This window comes from Planococcus lenghuensis (assembly GCF_001999905.1).
Taxonomy (GTDB): domain Bacteria; phylum Bacillota; class Bacilli; order Bacillales_A; family Planococcaceae; genus Indiicoccus; species Indiicoccus lenghuensis.
Window position 1 is genome coordinate 982501 of record NZ_CP019640.1, and the last position, 14673, is coordinate 997173.

Consider the following 14673-nt stretch of genomic DNA (forward strand, 5'->3'; position numbering starts at 1 on the left):
GTGCTTAGAAGTGAGAATGCCGGTATGAGTAGCGAAAGAAGGGTGAGAATCCCTTCCACCGAATGCCTAAGGTTTCCTGAGGAAGGCTCGTCCGCTCAGGGTTAGTCGGGACCTAAGTCGAGGCCGAACGGCGTAGACGATGGACAACAGGTTGATATTCCTGTACCACCTCCCCGCCATTTGAGCAATGGGGGGACGCAGGAGGATAGGGTGAGCGTGCCGTTGGTTGCGCACGTCCAAGCAGTGAGGTGGGGAACGAGGCAAATCCCGTTCCCACAACCACCAGGCTGTGATGGCGAGGGGAAATATCCCCGGAGTCCCTGATTTCACACTGCCAAGAAAAGCCTCTAGCGAGGCGGGAGGTGCCCGTACCGCAAACCGACACAGGTAGGCGAGGAGAGAATCCTAAGGTGTGCGAGAGAACTCTCGTTAAGGAACTCGGCAAAATGACCCCGTAACTTCGGGAGAAGGGGTGCTCTTTTGGGTGAACAGCCCGAGAGAGCCGCAGTGAATAGGCCCAGGCGACTGTTTAGCAAAAACACAGGTCTCTGCAAAACCGTAAGGTGACGTATAGGGGCTGACGCCTGCCCGGTGCTGGAAGGTTAAGGGGAGCGCTTAGCGCAAGCGAAGGTGCGAACCGAAGCCCCAGTAAACGGCGGCCGTAACTATAACGGTCCTAAGGTAGCGAAATTCCTTGTCGGGTAAGTTCCGACCCGCACGAAAGGCGTAACGATCTGGGCACTGTCTCAACGAGAGACTCGGTGAAATTATAGTACCTGTGAAGATGCAGGTTACCCGCGACAGGACGGAAAGACCCCGTGGAGCTTTACTGCAGCCTGCTATTGAAGTTGGATACAGCCTGTACAGGATAGGTAGGAGCCGAAGAAGCGTGAGCGCCAGCTTACGCAGAGGCAATGGTGGGATACTACCCTGGCTGTATTGGACTTCTAACCCGCCGGCCTTATCGGCCGGGGAGACAGTGGCAGGCAGGCAGTTTGACTGGGGCGGTCGCCTCCTAAAGAGTAACGGAGGCGCCCAACGGTTCCCTCAGAATGGTTGGAAATCATTCGCAGAGTGCAAAGGCAGAAGGGAGCTTGACTGCGAGACAGACACGTCGAGCAGGGTCGAAAGACGGGCTTAGTGATCCGGTGGTTCCGCATGGAAGGGCCATCGCTCAACGGATAAAAGCTACCCCGGGGATAACAGGCTTATCTCCCCCAAGAGTTCACATCGACGGGGAGGTTTGGCACCTCGATGTCGGCTCATCGCATCCTGGGGCTGTAGTCGGTCCCAAGGGTTGGGCTGTTCGCCCATTAAAGCGGTACGCGAGCTGGGTTCAGAACGTCGTGAGACAGTTCGGTCCCTATCCGTCGCGGGCGCAGGAAATTTGAGAGGCGCTGTCCTTAGTACGAGAGGACCGGGATGGACACACCGCTGGTGTACCAGTTGTCTTGCCAAAGGCATCGCTGGGTAGCTATGTGTGGCCGGGATAAGTGCTGAAAGCATCTAAGCATGAAGCCCCCCTCAAGATGAGATTTCCCATTACGTTTACGTAAGTAAGATCCCTCAAAGACGATGAGGTGGATAGGTTCGGGGTGGACGCATGGCGACATGTGGAGCTGACGAATACTAATCGATCGAGGACTTAACCAAAGAAAAGCGCAGGTGGCCACGCAAGGCCCGACCGGCGTAGAGACGGCCCATGGCGGAAATCCTGATTTCCAGAATGGGACGGCTTACGACCCGAGGGCCTGGCCACCGAGCTAGACACCACAGCATTTCAATGTCGGTTATCCAGTTTTGAAGGAACAAGAAAACAGGCTTTCTTTTAAAAAAATGCTTGTAAAACTCGTGAGAGTTGATATAATAAATCTTGTCTTTCAAAACAAAACCAAATAGTCCAGTGATGATGGCAGAGAGGCCACACCCGTTCCCATCCCGAACACGGCAGTTAAGCTCTCTTGCGCCGATGGTAGTTGGGGGCTTCCCCCTGTGAGAGTAGGACGTCGCTGGGCAATATCATTCCGAAGTAGCTCAGTGGTAGAGCAACCGGCTGTTAACCGGTTGGTCGTAGGTTCGAATCCTACCTTCGGAGCCATACTATGGAGAGCTGTCCGAGTGGCCGAAGGAGCACGATTGGAAATCGTGTATACGCTAACCGCGTATCAAGGGTTCAAATCCCTTGCTCTCCGCCAGTATATAAAACTTTCCATATATTATGAAAGGCCCCTTGGTCAAGCGGTTAAGACACCGCCCTTTCACGGCGGTAACACGGGTTCGAATCCCGTAGGGGTCACCATTTTTATTCTTATCAACATCAGTGACGCAACATATCACTATTAATATTATCGCGGGGTGGAGCAGTTCGGTAGCTCGTTGGGCTCATAACCCAAAGGTCGCAGGTTCAAATCCTGCCCCCGCAACCAAACGGTCCTGTGGTGTAGCGGTTAACATGCCTGCCTGTCACGCAGGAGATCGCGGGTTCGATTCCCGTCAGGACCGCCATTTTTTCTTTTATTAATAGCGTGGCTCAGTAGCTCAGTCGGTAGAGCAAAGGACTGAAAATCCTTGTGTCGGCAGTTCGATTCTGTCCTGAGCCACCATTATCCGCCGGAGTAGCTCAATTGGTAGAGCAACTGACTTGTAATCAGTAGGTTGAGGGTTCAATTCCTTTCTCCGGCACCAGCATCAATGGAGGGGTAGCGAAGTGGCTAAACGCGGCGGACTGTAAATCCGCTCCTTCGGGTTCGGCAGTTCGAATCTGCCCCCCTCCACCAGTCATAGGGGCATAGTTTAACGGTAGAACAGAGGTCTCCAAAACCTCCGATGTGGGTTCGATTCCTACTGCCCCTGCCATTTTTTTATTTAATCAATAATTCCAATATGGCGATCGTGGCGAAGTGGTTAACGCACCGGATTGTGGTTCCGGCACTCGTGGGTTCAATTCCCATCGGTCGCCCCATCTTAGTTAGGTTTTTCCTCTCTATTAAATAACTTCAGTAATTAAAATAGTGGCGATCGTGGCGAAGTGGTTAACGCACCGGATTGTGGTTCCGGCACTCGTGGGTTCAATTCCCATCGGTCGCCCCATTTTTTCCTATTGGGGCATAGCCAAGCGGTAAGGCAACGGGTTTTGGTCTCGTGATGCCTAGGTTCGAATCCTAGTGCCCCAGCTTGATTTGCGGAAGTAGTTCAGTGGTAGAACGCCACCTTGCCAAGGTGGAGGTCGCGGGTTCGACCCCCGTCTTCCGCTTTTCCCTTAAGATAATGGCGGCATAGCCAAGTGGTAAGGCATGGGTCTGCAACACCCTTATCCACCGGTTCGAATCCGGTTGCCGCCTCCAAAACATGCCGGCGTGGCGGAATTGGCAGACGCGCACGACTCAAAATCGTGTTCCTTCGGGAGTGTCGGTTCGACCCCGACCGCCGGTATTACAAATGGTCGATTGATAGAAAAAGCCAGAGCTTTAGGAAACTAAAGCTCTGGCTTTTTCTCATTTCACTAATGCTTTTGCAAGATGGTATGCTAGGTAAAACAAGCAGTCTGCAATCTATCCGGTTACTATACATGTGGGACATTTCAAGCTCATTTCTGTTATCTAATTGCCGAGCAGGCAATGGCATTTTAGCATGAAGCAACTTTACTGGCTTTGCAGCGAGATGCAGGGAGGCAATCTAAATTAGGAGATGTCTTTTGCATCAGTTAATTTTTCCTGTTTGTGAATAAGGTGTTGTGTTCCCCATTCATGCATTGCTTCGAGAATAGGCTGAAGGCTCATGCCATATTCAGTGATGGAATACTCGACTTTAGGCGGGACTTGCGGGTAGACTGTCCGGTTGATGATATCTTCTTCTTCTAATTCCCGCAATTGTTTCGTCAGCATTTTTTGGGTGATACCCGGCATGCTTTGTTTAAGCTCGCTGAATCGTTTCGTGCCTTCCTGCATAAGGCGAAGTAAGATAATTGGCTTCCATTTGCCGACCAGAATACTCAGTGCATCTTCTACATGGCAGTTTTCAGGGGTTCTGTTCATGTTGTGCCTCCTAGGTATCTTTTTGTATACTATGTCACTTTTATGTGCGTACTTACGTTTTGTGCGGCTACAGACTATAATAGCGCTGTTGGGGTAAACAGGAAAGTGAAAAGTGTGCGTATTAACTTTAAGCAAGGGAAGGGCTGAACAGAATGCAGAAATATGGAATCAATCCGGAAAAAGGACTTGAATTCGGAATTTACACACTCGGGGACCATTTGCCCGATCCGCATACCGGCGAACGGATCTCTGAGGGACAGCGGCTCCGTGAAATCGTGGAATATGCCAAGCTGGCTGATGAGGCCGGTCTTGATTTTTTCAGTGTGGGTGAAAGCCATCAGGAGTTTTTCGTGACACAGGCCCATGCAGTTGTACTGTCAGCCATTGCGCAGGCGACAAAACAGATCAGACTTGGAAGTTCTTCGACGATTATCAGCACATCGGATCCGGTACGCGTTTACGAAAACTTCGCGACAGTGGATCTGCTGTCCGAAGGGCGGATGGAAATCATCGCGGGACGTGCTTCGCGCGTCGGCCTCTTTGATTTGCTCGGCTATGATATTCGGAATTATGAGGAATTGTTTGAGGAAAAGTTCGAGCTTTTATTAAAAATAAACGAAGAAGAAGTCGTCAATTGGAGCGGGGAATTCCGGCCGCCATTGAGAAATGCAAAAGTGCTGCCCCGGCCGGTGAATGGGTCATTGCCGATTTGGCGGGCAGTCGGCGGAACGCCTGCAAGCGCCCGGAAGGCAGGGTATGCAGGCGTTCCGATGTTTATGGCACATCTCGGCGGACCGGTATCGATTTTCAAACGAACAATCGATTCGTATCGGGATGCAGCGAGAGAAAGCGGATTCGATCCGGCAGAACTTCCAGTCGCAACAGCGGGGTTCTTCCACGCTGCTGAAACGTCCCAGCAGGCGCTCAGGGACATGTATCCGCACATCAATGAAGGAATGAAACGGACGAACGGACAAGGATTTCCGAAGCAGCAATTCGCCCAGGGGGTTGATCCGCATAATGTGATGAACATTGGCAGCCCGCAGCAAATCATCGAAAAAATTCTTTATCAACATGAGGAGTTCGGTCACCAGCGGTATATTGCGCAAATCGATTTCGGCGGTGTACCATACGACCGCCTCGTTAAAAATATCGAGTTGATTGGCACCGAGATTCTGCCGGCCATCCGTAAGTACACAGCGAAGAAGTAGGAGGAGATAAACGTGAAAATCGTCGGATTATCAGGCTCTATTGTCGGATCCAAGACAAGAACCGCTATGAATTATACGATGCAGGCTTTAGAGGAAAAGTATCCGGAGATTGAAGCAGAATTGATCGATCTGGCAGAGTATGATGTTCAATTCAGCGACGGACGCAATTACCTGGAATATGAAGGGGATACCGGCTATGTGACCCGTGCCATTATGGAAGCGGATGCCATCATTATTGGAACACCGATTTTTCAGGCTTCCATTCCTGCGACACTTAAGAACATTTTCGATCTTCTTCCGGTGGACGCACTGCGGGATAAAGTGGTCAGCATGGTCGTGACTGCAGGATCTGCCAAGCATTTTCTGATTGCGGAGCAGCAGCTGAAACCGATTCTGGGCTATATGAAAGCACAAATCGTGCAAACTTATGTATTCATCGAAGAAGAGGATTTCCACCGCAAGAAAATCATTAATGATGATGTTTTGTTCCGGCTTGAGCGGATGGTTGAAGATACAGTTGTCCTGACAGAGACGTATCAGAGCATCCGGGAAGCAAAAGAAGCAGAATATGATTTTTGATCAATAAGCTCCTGGCAGGCCTTCTGGTACCTGTCAGGAGTTTTTTGTAAGTGGGTTAAATCGCTTTTAAAGGAGTTCCTGCTAAACAGGTGAGATGGTGAAAAAGGCGGAGGACCAGGAGTTAATTGTAGAGTCATCAATGGCAGTCAAGTGGCAATGGAAGTCCGATGGGTAAGTATTATCGCATTCGCTCTTGTTTAGGAGTAAGGAATTTGTTATCCGGCTCCTTTTCATCATGCCCCGATTAAGTCCAATAAGATTTGCATTCGTTCATGATTCCGTTCCCCGAGCCGCCGTTTAAGTTTTCCTTGTTTCATCTTCTTTGCTTCTTCATGTTCGTCAATCAGCAGTGTGACATCATAGATAAATGCGGGAGAGAAGTTCAGTGAAAGCAGCACCTGGTATGCCAGATAAGCACTGACGTGTTCATGACCATGGAAATTGTCTTCACCAAAAGGCCGGTTTTTCCGAATAGAAGCCTTGCCGATGTCATGAAGGAGAGCGAACCATGAAAGCAATTCCTTTTCTTCAGGTTCGATGGTGAGGCTTTGCACTTTTTTATAAACTTCAAATAGGTGCTGAATGACTGAAGCAGCTGCATTCGGCTCTCTATGCCGCCAATTGTGCATAGCTTGTGTTTCAAGCAACTTGCTATACAATTCCGCAATGGATTCGAACGTGGCATCGCTGTTCACGGCAATGGACTTAATCGCATGGGCATTACTGACCGGTTCTTTGCTGCTGATAATCCTTGCATTCGTAAAGCCTTCGTTAAACCGCGGAAATTGGAATGCCCGAATGTATCGCTCAAGAACATGGTCAGGTACCCGTTCGCGGCTATCCCGGTTTCGATTCCGCTCCTTTAGCAGGCTGTAAGATGTTCGCAGGACGACAGCTTCAGCATTCGGCCGGCCGATTCGATTCAGGAAACTGCGTCTTCGTGTGGAAGCTAAATTCGTAGCATCATATAATACGTGGTGACCAGCGGCCAATGCGGCAGCTGTCTGCTGGTACATTTCCTCGAAAACCTCCCGGTAGTCGATTTCTTCATCTGCACCAAACCGGCTGCGGGCAATTCGGTCTGAAGATATATGAAGCCATCCGGAGTTAGAAGCCAGGAAATTTTCGGCGTAAGTTGACTTGCCGCTTCCCGGCAAACCAATAAGCATTTGCAGGTTTGTCATCAGTTGCTCCTTGTTAAATTTGACATTTTATATACAAGCCGGTAACCTACTCCTATTGACTTCCCGGCTATCCAATCAGGAAAACCTGTGTCAGAGGCAGGCAGCTGAAGGCTATTCCATGGAATCTGGAAGAAAAGCTTATGGAGTGGTTCCTGGCTTTATGGAAAAAGTGGGCGATTCATCGAAACAGATCAATGAAGAAGAAACACTGAAAAACAGATGTGTTGCTGTAAGACAATAAATACTTGAAAGAGGTTAAGCATTATGTCCGAAGTTGATTTAACTAATTTTAAAAAAGGGCCAATGGTGGCTGTCCTGCTGCTTGGCGCGTTTTTCTCTCTATTGAATGAAACACTGCTGGCGACAGCATTGCCGAGTATTATGGCGGATTTTGGAATCACTCAAAATAAAGTCCAGTGGCTGACAACTGCATTCCTGCTGACGAACGGAATCATGATTCCAATTTCCGCATTTTTGATTGAACGATTCACTACTCGAAAACTGTTTCTGTACGCCATTTCTGTGTTCGCCCTTGGCACAATGGTTGCAGCAGTCTCCCACAGTTTTCCGCTGCTGCTAGCTGCAAGAATCATTCAGGCAACCGGATCCGGCATTATGCTGCCATTGATGATGACGGTTCTGCTGACGATTTTTCCGATTGAAAAAAGAGGTGCCGCTATGGGAATGGCCGGTATTGTTATTTCATTTGCGCCGGCGATCGGGCCAACCTTGTCAGGCTGGCTGCTGGATAGCTATTCCTGGCGGTCCTTGTTCTATGTTGTTGTTCCAATCGCTCTTTTGACATTGATCGGCGCCGTGTTCTTCGTGAAAAATGTAACGAAACTGACGTATCCGAAAATTGATGTGTTATCGATTTTACTGTCTTCTTTCGGTTTTGGCGGGCTGCTGTATGGATTCAGCAGTGCAGGCGAAAAAGGATGGGACAGCGCGTTTGTGATTAGCTGCATCATCGGTGGCACCATTATCCTGACGCTGTTCATCATCCGGCAATTGCGGTTAAAAGTGCCGATGCTTGAGTTCCGGGTATTCAATAACAGCATTTTTTCCATCTCACTCATCGTTACGATGATCGTCCTCATTTCGCTGATCGGTGCAGAGACGTTGCTGCCGCTTTATATGCAGATTACCCGCGGTTTTACACCGCTTGAATCGGGACTAATGCTGCTGCCGGGGGCTATCGTTATGGGCATCATGTCGCCGATTACCGGAATTTTGTTCGATAAGGTGGGCGCGAAGGTGCTGGCAATTCCCGGGCTGCTGATCGTCAGCGTTACGACGTATCTGTTTTCCAACCTGACGTTGGATACCTCTTTCACATTCCTGACAATTGTGTACGCAATACGGATGTTCGGACTGTCACTGATCATGATGCCAATGATGACCAACGGCTTAAATCAGCTGCCACAGAAATGGAATTCCCACGGGACAGCGATGGCCAATACGATGCAGCAAGTATCGGCATCGATCGGCACTGCGCTGCTGGTGACCATCGTGACGATTGGATCCGCGCGCTATGAGCCGAATACAGCAGCGCTTGCCGATCTGTCGCAAGCGGAGGCTCAGCAGTATGTCACCAATCAAGCATTGATCAGCGGTTATAATCTGGCGTTTTTGGCTGCTTCTGCCTTGACTGTCGCTGGGTTGATCCTGACGCTGTTCCTGAAAGAGAATCCATCATGGCAAGAACAGAAAGCTGGAGAAACAGCTGCACGTACAGAAGAACGCCCAGTTCAGTCATGATAGAAGACGCTGTCCTGTTTTAGAGGGACAGCGTCTTTTTAATGGCGGCGGTTAAATCGATTCCAGGTTAGATACCGTCCGCTCATTTACTTCAGTGCCGGTGTTTAATGTTGTATTTGGTTCGAACAGCAGTACATGTGCTTCTTCTTCAGCGACCGGCCGGTGTTCGACTCCTTTCGGAACGATTAGAAATTCGCCTTCATTGATTGTGATGTCTTTGTCGCGCAGCTGCATGAGGAGGGACCCTTTAATAACCAGGAACATTTCGTCTTCCTCCTCGTGCTGATGCCAGACGAATTCCCCTTTCAGCTTGGTGAATTTCACGTGCATGTCGTTTATTGAACCGCCAATTTTCGGACTCCAATGATCAGTGAACAATGAGAATTTATCCTGAATATTTACTTTTTCCAAGCAATTTCCTCCTTCTGTTGAGTCATTCTTTTTTATTATAACGAAAAAATACTGGTATGATTAGTAAGTGGCCATACAGAAGGATTGATGGAATCCGGAACAGGAGGACGAGATGAAAGAAATACACAGCGACATCCTGCAGTTCCGTGGGAGTCATTACGAATTTGGGCTCCGGCAGGGAGAACTGCTGCGGGGCACGATTACATTGGAAAACCGGCGCGGCCAATGGAAAGCGAAGCGGCCGCGATTTGCGATAAATGAGCAGGAAGCATACGGGATGTTCAGCAAGTTCGCACCAGGCATCTGGGATGAATTGCTGGGACTAAGGGACAGTTTGGAACTGCCATTGGAGGAAATTTTGCTGAACTTTGGCGGCTACCGGACAGAACTTGTGCCAAGCGGTTGTTCGATTTTTACGGGCACCGACTTCATGATAAGGAATTACGATTTCCACCCGCAGACATACGAGGGCCGCTTCGTCTTATTTCAGCCATCGGATGGCGGCTATGCATCCATCGGGCCAAGTTCGCGGATTACAGGCCGGACGGACGGGCTGAATGAAAAAGGGCTTGCGGTCGGCCATAATTTCATCCACCGAAAAAACCCGGGTGACGGTTTTGTGTGTTATGTCATCAGCCGGATCTTGCTTGAAACATGTGCAACAGCAGAGGAAGCAGTAGCGGTACTAAAGGAGATCCCGCATCGCGGCTCATTTAGCTATGTTGTGACAGATGCCACAGGTGAGAGCTTCATTGTCGAAGGCAGTCCGCGCTCAGTTGATGTACGACAGGAAAGCGTCTGTACGAACCATTATGAGATTCAGCTGCAGGAAAATCGCAATTACCTGAAGGACTCGCATGCCCGGATGGAAGCGATCCGGAATGGAGAAACGGGGGAAGCTGAAAAAGCTTACCGGCTGTTCAATGACACGGATAAAGGTGTGTTTTCCAAGCTGTATAAGAGCTGGGCAGGCACGATCCACACATCTGTTTACTTTCCGGCGGCCCGTGAAGCATGGTTTGCCCTCGGCGGCGACCGGGAACCGGAAGTGTTCGATTTTGACAGCTGGCTCCAGGGAGAAGATGTGGACGTGCAGCGGTTGACAGGTAAAGTGGATACGGACATCGGATTCGCCAATATCGACGGACGTGCGCGCAGCCGGCAGACGAACAGGTAGAAGTGAAAAGAATACAGAAAAAGAGGACGGAATCGGTTTCCGTCCTCTTTGTGCGTTGTATTACGGGTTCATGCGCTATAACTGGCGGCTTATGCGCTATAATCCTGATTTATGCGCTATAATCGGCGGCTTATGCGCTATAACCAGCGGTTTATGCTCTATAATCCCAATTTATGCGCGCTAGCCGAGGTTTTATGCCTAATAAGACAATAAGGACGCAAGGATCCAACCCGCTTAAATGGTTTCCTTATTCACAAATTCAAGCTCAGATTCGATTTCGCCATTGATCCGTTTGATATTGAAGGGCTTTCCATCCAGCCATTGGCCAAAATCAAGCATGAGCGGCAGCCGGTCTCCGCCTAAAGCAAAGCCGATCCGCAAGGTGTCAGGCGCATACACGGCAGTATGGAGAGTGCCGGCAGACGCACCGTATTTTTTTGAGAAAACACCTCGCTGTGTATCATTCAGCAGGCGGAATGCATCGAATGCATCGGCTGTTTCTGCCTGCCGTTCCTGGATAAGTTGCTGTCGGCGCCGTGAGTCGTCCGTCCGGTACCGGTTTTCGCTTGTCAGTAATTCAAAATGGTTCGTTGAAATGGTTGACCGGCGGATCTTTACCATGCGGGGAGATGTTTCTGCAACGACTGTTTCACCGGAGCGGTCAAGCAGCACATAACTGAACGACCGGCGATGCGGAATTTCCCGGAGCAAGGCAACCGCTTCATCAATGGTGGCACAGTTTTCAAGAATCATCCGTCCAATCATGTTACAGATGAACCCGTCACCGGAATTGCGCCGATTGATGAAGTTATAGCCCATGACGAGCCCTTTTTCGTTTATGCCGTCCATGCGTCCGGTAATCTGCATGGTCGGTCCGGCAGTCGCATAGCCGCCGTCTGTCGGCTGATAAAATGCGAATCTGCCTTCGTAGCCAATCGGTGTGCTGTCATAATTGCGGACCATATAATCGAGCCCCGTCAGGATGGAGCATCCACTGCGGGTGTATTCGATATAATAACCGCCAAACTCGCGGAGAGCATCTGTCCTATTCCAGTTGAGTGCATCCGCCAGCCCCTGGATCTCCTCCAGAATTTTAGGCGCTAATTGTTTTAAAAGTTTGAGTGCTTCTTGTTCATTTGTCATAAAGTTGCGGGCGCGGGAAGCGTCCCACTGCTTTTTTCGATTTGGCAGGATAACTGAATCCTTCAACAATACCCCTTGTTTATAGCCGAAATCATAATGGCTTCCCCGAAACTGAACGACATCACTATATACTCTTCCCATCTGCATTCCTTCTTTAAATTGAAAGTAACAAGAGTTTACAGCATTCCCCAGCCAATGAAAATAAAAATGCTCATCATAGCGTCTCAGCTGTTTTGGATGAGAGCGGCAATTTGCCGCAAAGCTTGTTTTGCTTCCGGAATCGGATAGACCGGGAAGACGTGGTTCATCTTGTCGTATTCGAAATAATTGATCGGCACTTGCAGCCGGTCCGCTCTCTTTTTCAAGGCCCGGGCGTCAGCCAGCAGGATTTCCCGGGTGCCGACGAATACGGAAATCCTCCCGAGTCCCTGCAACGGGCCTCGGAGCGGGCTTAACAGGAAGTGACTGACGTCTTCACGCCCTGCCCAGATCCGGCCCATCTCCCGCATGCCATAGGCTGCCAGCATTGGATCTTTTGGTTCCAGTTTCGGGATCAGTGGCGAATTCATGGACAAATCGAGCCATGGCGACAGGAGGATGATATTGCCGGGCTGCGGTAGATTTTCCTGCAGCAGGAGCTGAGCAAGCGCTAGCGAAAAACCGCCGCCGGCTGAATCGCCCATCACTACCATATCTTGGGCGGCAGTCCGGCTGCGCATCTCTAAATACAGGGGCAGCACCCTGTTGAATGCTTCGGTGTACCGATGATGGGGCGCTTTCGGATAAATCGGGACGGTAATAGTGACATCCATTTGACCGGCGAGTTGGTATAGAAACCGCCAATGCTCATGGAGCGGCTGATTAAAATAGCCCCCGCCATGCAAGTATAAAATTTGTTTTTGTCTGATGCGACCCTTATTTCGGGTGAGCACATAGCAATCCATGCCATTTCGGTGCTGCTCAACAAATCCATATTCTTTCCGGATCTCTTCGGGCATCACGTAACGTTTGCTGTTATCCAGCTGTTTCTGTCTTAAATAGTCTTTGAACTTTTCAGGATCTGCAATTTGCTCTTTCGTGCCGCGTTTCTTGATGATTCGTTCAACGACTCTGCTTTTTAAGCTTCGTGCCATATTATCATTACTCCTCGTTTTATCCATACTTATCAGGTGAGTGGCTTAAGCCAAAGAACAGTAAACTGCATTTCTTTCAAACCGGCAGAAAAACCATTATAATAGGTAGTTGGAAAAAGAATAACACGTTTATTGTGCGTCAGGCATGCTGTTTCAGCTCATGCCTCCGCGAGCTGCACTTCGAATTCTCCACCATGGATTTGGGTGAACATGCCGCCCGCTGCATTCAAGAGCTGCAGGGCTTGCCTGGAGTCCATGGAAGGCTGCAGATAAAACACATGAAGCGCACGGACAGTTTCTTCTGTCACAGCGGTCCGTTTCGAATCAACGAACGGGCTGCCGAAAGCGCCGGCCTGATCTTTTGTAATTGGTATCCCGGCGAGTGTATTCGGCCGGTTATTGAGGCCTTCGTATGTATCAGCTGCTGTGCCGGTTGTCAGCAGCACGTTACCTTGGATTTTATCGGCGTCGTACAGCCCGAGCGGTATGCCATATTGAAGCGATAAAAACGTATTCATGTCAACAGCGGAATGGATGGGATCCAAGTAGTTCTGTTTGGCGATCCGCCGATACAGCGCTTCAGCGGACGGCCGATAGCGATTCGGATCAGCGCCCAAAGCTTTAAATACAGAGCGCCATTCCCGGATTGCCGGGTAATCGGTCACTTTCTTGTCACTCAAGTCGAAAAATAATTGTTCCTGAAACAGCCGGAGCCGGCCTTTCAGCATTTGCGGTGAATCGGAAACGGTGATATGGTCGTACTGAATTATGCCCGCTTTGAAATCAGGGAGAGTTTCATGCAATTCGGGAGCAATTGCGATGTTCACATCAATCAGCTTCCTTTCATGTATAAGTAACGCTATATTATCATATTTTTACAGGAGGTGAGCGCAATGAATCTCGACGAGTTCCAGGACAAGCTAGTGGCATACGCGCATGAGATTGGAATTGATAAAATCGGATTCACGAATGCTGCCCCTTTCTTTAGTTTAAAACACCGGCTCATCCGGCAGCAGGAATTGAATTATCAGTCAGGCTTTGAGGAGCCGGATATCGAAAAACGGACACAGCCGAAACTGCTGCTCGATGAAGCTGTCAGCATTATTTCCATCGCCATCGCGTACCCATCCAAAATGGAAAATGCTCCAACAGGGAAGAAAGGAGCGCGGCGCGGAATCTTTGCCCGGGCTTCATGGGGCATTGATTACCATACAGCGCTCAGAGAGCGGCTGCGGTTGCTGGAAGCTTTTATCGCCGCCCATTACCCGGATGCGCGGATGCGTTCCATGGTGGACACAGGCGAGCTGTCAGACAGGGCAGTAGCGGAACGGGCCGGAATTGGCTGGAGTGCAAAAAACTGTGCGGTCATTACGCCGGAGTTTGGTTCTTATGTGTATTTGGGGGAAATGATCACCAATTTGCCGTTCCGGGAAGATGAACCAATGGAAGACCAGTGCGGCGACTGCCGGCTGTGTTTGGATGTATGTCCGACAGGTGCACTCATTGAAGGCGGGCAATTGAATGCCCAGCGCTGCATTGCGTTCCTGACCCAGACGAAAGGATCGCTGCCGGATGAGTTCCGGGCGAAAATCGGGAATCGGCTGTATGGCTGTGATACATGCCAGACCGTCTGCCCGAAGAATAAAGGGAAAGCGAACCGGATCCACGAGGAGTTCGAACCGGATCCGGAAATCGCCAAGCCGCTGCTCGAACCGCTCCTGAACTTGTCGAACCGGGAATTCAAGGATCGTTTCGGGCATGTATCCGGTGCTTGGCGCGGCAAAAAACCGATTCAGCGCAACGCAATTCTTGCACTGGCGCATTTCAAAGAACAAAGTGCAGTACCGGCACTGATCGGCGTGATGGAAAGGGATCCGCGTCCGGTCATTCGCGGCACCGCCGCCTGGGCGCTTGGTAAGATCGGAACAGCAGAGGGACTTGAGGCGCTGAAACAGGCGGAACAGCGGGAGACGGATGCGGAAGCACTCGAGGAAATCAGAAAAGGTTTGGCGTTTTTCGCTGAAGAATTGAAAGGATAAG

The 14673-nt window shown here is 50.0% G+C and carries 12 protein-coding genes, 15 tRNA genes and 2 rRNA genes (1 of these 29 only partly in view); 23 read left to right on the forward strand and 6 right to left on the reverse strand.

All coding sequences use genetic code 11. The annotated features are described in order from the left end of the window. From B0X71_RS04905 to B0X71_RS04985, 17 genes are all read left to right on the forward strand, one after another. Window positions 1-1653: ribosomal RNA gene (locus B0X71_RS04905) — 23S ribosomal RNA — on the forward strand (it extends 1281 nt beyond the left edge of the window). 246 nt (window positions 1654-1899) lie between these two features. Next, window positions 1900-2015 (forward strand): 5S ribosomal RNA (rrf, locus tag B0X71_RS04910). 8 nt (window positions 2016-2023) lie between these two features. Further along, window positions 2024-2098: transfer RNA gene (locus B0X71_RS04915), tRNA-Asn, on the forward strand. Between the two features lie 6 nt (window positions 2099-2104). Beyond that, window positions 2105-2195: transfer RNA gene (locus tag B0X71_RS04920), tRNA-Ser, on the forward strand. 29 nt (window positions 2196-2224) lie between these two features. After that, window positions 2225-2299 (forward strand) — tRNA-Glu (locus tag B0X71_RS04925). A gap of 50 nt (window positions 2300-2349) precedes the next feature. Then, window positions 2350-2426: transfer RNA gene (locus B0X71_RS04930), tRNA-Met, on the forward strand. Between the two features lie 3 nt (window positions 2427-2429). Then, window positions 2430-2505 (forward strand) — tRNA-Asp (locus tag B0X71_RS04935). A gap of 22 nt (window positions 2506-2527) precedes the next feature. Next, a tRNA-Phe gene (locus B0X71_RS04940) sits at window positions 2528-2603 on the forward strand. 6 nt (window positions 2604-2609) lie between these two features. Continuing rightward, window positions 2610-2685 (forward strand) — tRNA-Thr (locus B0X71_RS04945). Between the two features lie 8 nt (window positions 2686-2693). Further along, window positions 2694-2777 (forward strand) — tRNA-Tyr (locus B0X71_RS04950). A 5-nt stretch (window positions 2778-2782) separates the two neighbouring features. Next, window positions 2783-2856, forward strand: a tRNA-Trp gene (locus tag B0X71_RS04955). A 30-nt stretch (window positions 2857-2886) separates the two neighbouring features. Next, window positions 2887-2962, forward strand: a tRNA-His gene (locus B0X71_RS04960). A gap of 52 nt (window positions 2963-3014) precedes the next feature. Beyond that, a tRNA-His gene (locus B0X71_RS04965) sits at window positions 3015-3090 on the forward strand. Between the two features lie 11 nt (window positions 3091-3101). Continuing rightward, a tRNA-Gln gene (locus B0X71_RS04970) sits at window positions 3102-3173 on the forward strand. Window positions 3174-3181: 8 nt separating this feature from the next. Then, a tRNA-Gly gene (locus B0X71_RS04975) sits at window positions 3182-3253 on the forward strand. A gap of 16 nt (window positions 3254-3269) precedes the next feature. Then, window positions 3270-3344: transfer RNA gene (locus tag B0X71_RS04980), tRNA-Cys, on the forward strand. Between the two features lie 6 nt (window positions 3345-3350). Next, window positions 3351-3432 (forward strand) — tRNA-Leu (locus tag B0X71_RS04985). Between the two features lie 248 nt (window positions 3433-3680). Here the strand turns inward: B0X71_RS04985 and B0X71_RS04990 are convergent. Next, complete coding sequence (locus tag B0X71_RS04990) at window positions 3681-4034, reverse strand: winged helix-turn-helix transcriptional regulator (protein WP_077588397.1); 354 nt, start codon at window positions 4032-4034, stop codon at window positions 3681-3683. Window positions 4035-4186: 152 nt separating this feature from the next. Here B0X71_RS04990 and B0X71_RS04995 point away from each other — a divergent pair, with 152 nt between their 5' ends. Beyond that, a complete protein-coding gene (locus tag B0X71_RS04995; protein ID WP_077588398.1) occupies window positions 4187-5245 on the forward strand; it encodes an LLM class flavin-dependent oxidoreductase in 1059 nt (352 codons plus the stop codon). Between the two features lie 12 nt (window positions 5246-5257). Then, a complete protein-coding gene (locus tag B0X71_RS05000; RefSeq protein WP_077588399.1) occupies window positions 5258-5824 on the forward strand; it encodes an NADPH-dependent FMN reductase in 567 nt (188 codons plus the stop codon). 233 nt (window positions 5825-6057) lie between these two features. On the opposite strand, the gene B0X71_RS05005 is transcribed toward B0X71_RS05000, so the two are convergent. Then, on the reverse strand, window positions 6058-7008 hold the full coding sequence (locus B0X71_RS05005; protein ID WP_077588400.1) for an AAA family ATPase: 951 nt from the start codon (window positions 7006-7008) through the stop codon (window positions 6058-6060). 118 nt (window positions 7009-7126) lie between these two features. Here B0X71_RS05005 and B0X71_RS21535 point away from each other — a divergent pair, with 118 nt between their 5' ends. Both B0X71_RS21535 and B0X71_RS05010 read left to right on the forward strand, forming a co-directional pair. Next, complete coding sequence (locus tag B0X71_RS21535; RefSeq protein ID WP_269750100.1) at window positions 7127-7249, forward strand: hypothetical protein; 123 nt, start codon at window positions 7127-7129, stop codon at window positions 7247-7249. Between the two features lie 23 nt (window positions 7250-7272). Beyond that, window positions 7273-8769, forward strand: a complete 1497-nt coding sequence (locus tag B0X71_RS05010; RefSeq protein ID WP_077588401.1) for an MDR family MFS transporter — start codon at window positions 7273-7275, stop codon at window positions 8767-8769. Between the two features lie 51 nt (window positions 8770-8820). On the opposite strand, the gene B0X71_RS05015 is transcribed toward B0X71_RS05010, so the two are convergent. After that, a complete protein-coding gene (locus tag B0X71_RS05015) occupies window positions 8821-9180 on the reverse strand; it encodes a cupin domain-containing protein (protein ID WP_077588402.1) in 360 nt (119 codons plus the stop codon). A gap of 112 nt (window positions 9181-9292) precedes the next feature. Between B0X71_RS05015 and B0X71_RS05020 the strand changes: the two genes are divergently transcribed. Further along, window positions 9293-10357, forward strand: a complete 1065-nt coding sequence (locus B0X71_RS05020; RefSeq protein WP_077588403.1) for a C45 family autoproteolytic acyltransferase/hydrolase — start codon at window positions 9293-9295, stop codon at window positions 10355-10357. Between the two features lie 234 nt (window positions 10358-10591). Here the strand turns inward: B0X71_RS05020 and B0X71_RS05025 are convergent, their stop codons facing one another. The 3 genes from B0X71_RS05025 to B0X71_RS05035 form a co-directional block, all read right to left on the reverse strand. Next, the gene (locus B0X71_RS05025) at window positions 10592-11641 is read right to left on the reverse strand and encodes a C45 family autoproteolytic acyltransferase/hydrolase (protein ID WP_077588404.1); all 1050 of its coding nucleotides are present in this window, start codon (window positions 11639-11641) and stop codon (window positions 10592-10594) included. An 83-nt stretch (window positions 11642-11724) separates the two neighbouring features. Beyond that, window positions 11725-12633: an alpha/beta hydrolase fold domain-containing protein gene (locus tag B0X71_RS05030; protein WP_198038688.1), complete on the reverse strand. Its 909-nt coding sequence runs from the start codon at window positions 12631-12633 to the stop codon at window positions 11725-11727. A gap of 158 nt (window positions 12634-12791) precedes the next feature. Next, on the reverse strand, window positions 12792-13460 hold the full coding sequence (locus tag B0X71_RS05035; RefSeq protein WP_077588406.1) for a B3/B4 domain-containing protein: 669 nt from the start codon (window positions 13458-13460) through the stop codon (window positions 12792-12794). Between the two features lie 66 nt (window positions 13461-13526). Here B0X71_RS05035 and queG point away from each other — a divergent pair, with 66 nt between their 5' ends. After that, window positions 13527-14672, forward strand: coding sequence for a tRNA epoxyqueuosine(34) reductase QueG (gene queG, locus B0X71_RS05040; protein WP_077588407.1), 1146 nt, complete (start codon window positions 13527-13529; stop codon window positions 14670-14672). The last annotated feature ends 1 nt before the right edge of the window (window position 14673 follow it).

Excerpts from the sequence above, each read along its gene's own strand:
- B0X71_RS04990 (WP_077588397.1), bottom strand. The coding sequence starts at position 4,034 with ATGAACAGAACCCCTGAAAACTGCCATGTAGAAGATGCACTGAGTATT.
- B0X71_RS04995 (WP_077588398.1), top strand. The coding sequence starts at position 4,187 with ATGCAGAAATATGGAATCAATCCGGAAAAAGGACTTGAATTCGGAATT.
- B0X71_RS05005 (WP_077588400.1), bottom strand. The coding sequence starts at position 7,008 with ATGACAAACCTGCAAATGCTTATTGGTTTGCCGGGAAGCGGCAAGTCA.
- B0X71_RS21535 (WP_269750100.1), top strand. The coding sequence starts at position 7,127 with ATGGAATCTGGAAGAAAAGCTTATGGAGTGGTTCCTGGCTTTATGGAA.
- B0X71_RS05010 (WP_077588401.1), top strand. The coding sequence starts at position 7,273 with ATGTCCGAAGTTGATTTAACTAATTTTAAAAAAGGGCCAATGGTGGCT.
- B0X71_RS05020 (WP_077588403.1), top strand. The coding sequence starts at position 9,293 with ATGAAAGAAATACACAGCGACATCCTGCAGTTCCGTGGGAGTCATTAC.
- B0X71_RS05025 (WP_077588404.1), bottom strand. The coding sequence starts at position 11,641 with ATGGGAAGAGTATATAGTGATGTCGTTCAGTTTCGGGGAAGCCATTAT.
- B0X71_RS05030 (WP_198038688.1), bottom strand. The coding sequence starts at position 12,633 with ATGGCACGAAGCTTAAAAAGCAGAGTCGTTGAACGAATCATCAAGAAA.
- queG (WP_077588407.1), top strand. The coding sequence starts at position 13,527 with ATGAATCTCGACGAGTTCCAGGACAAGCTAGTGGCATACGCGCATGAG.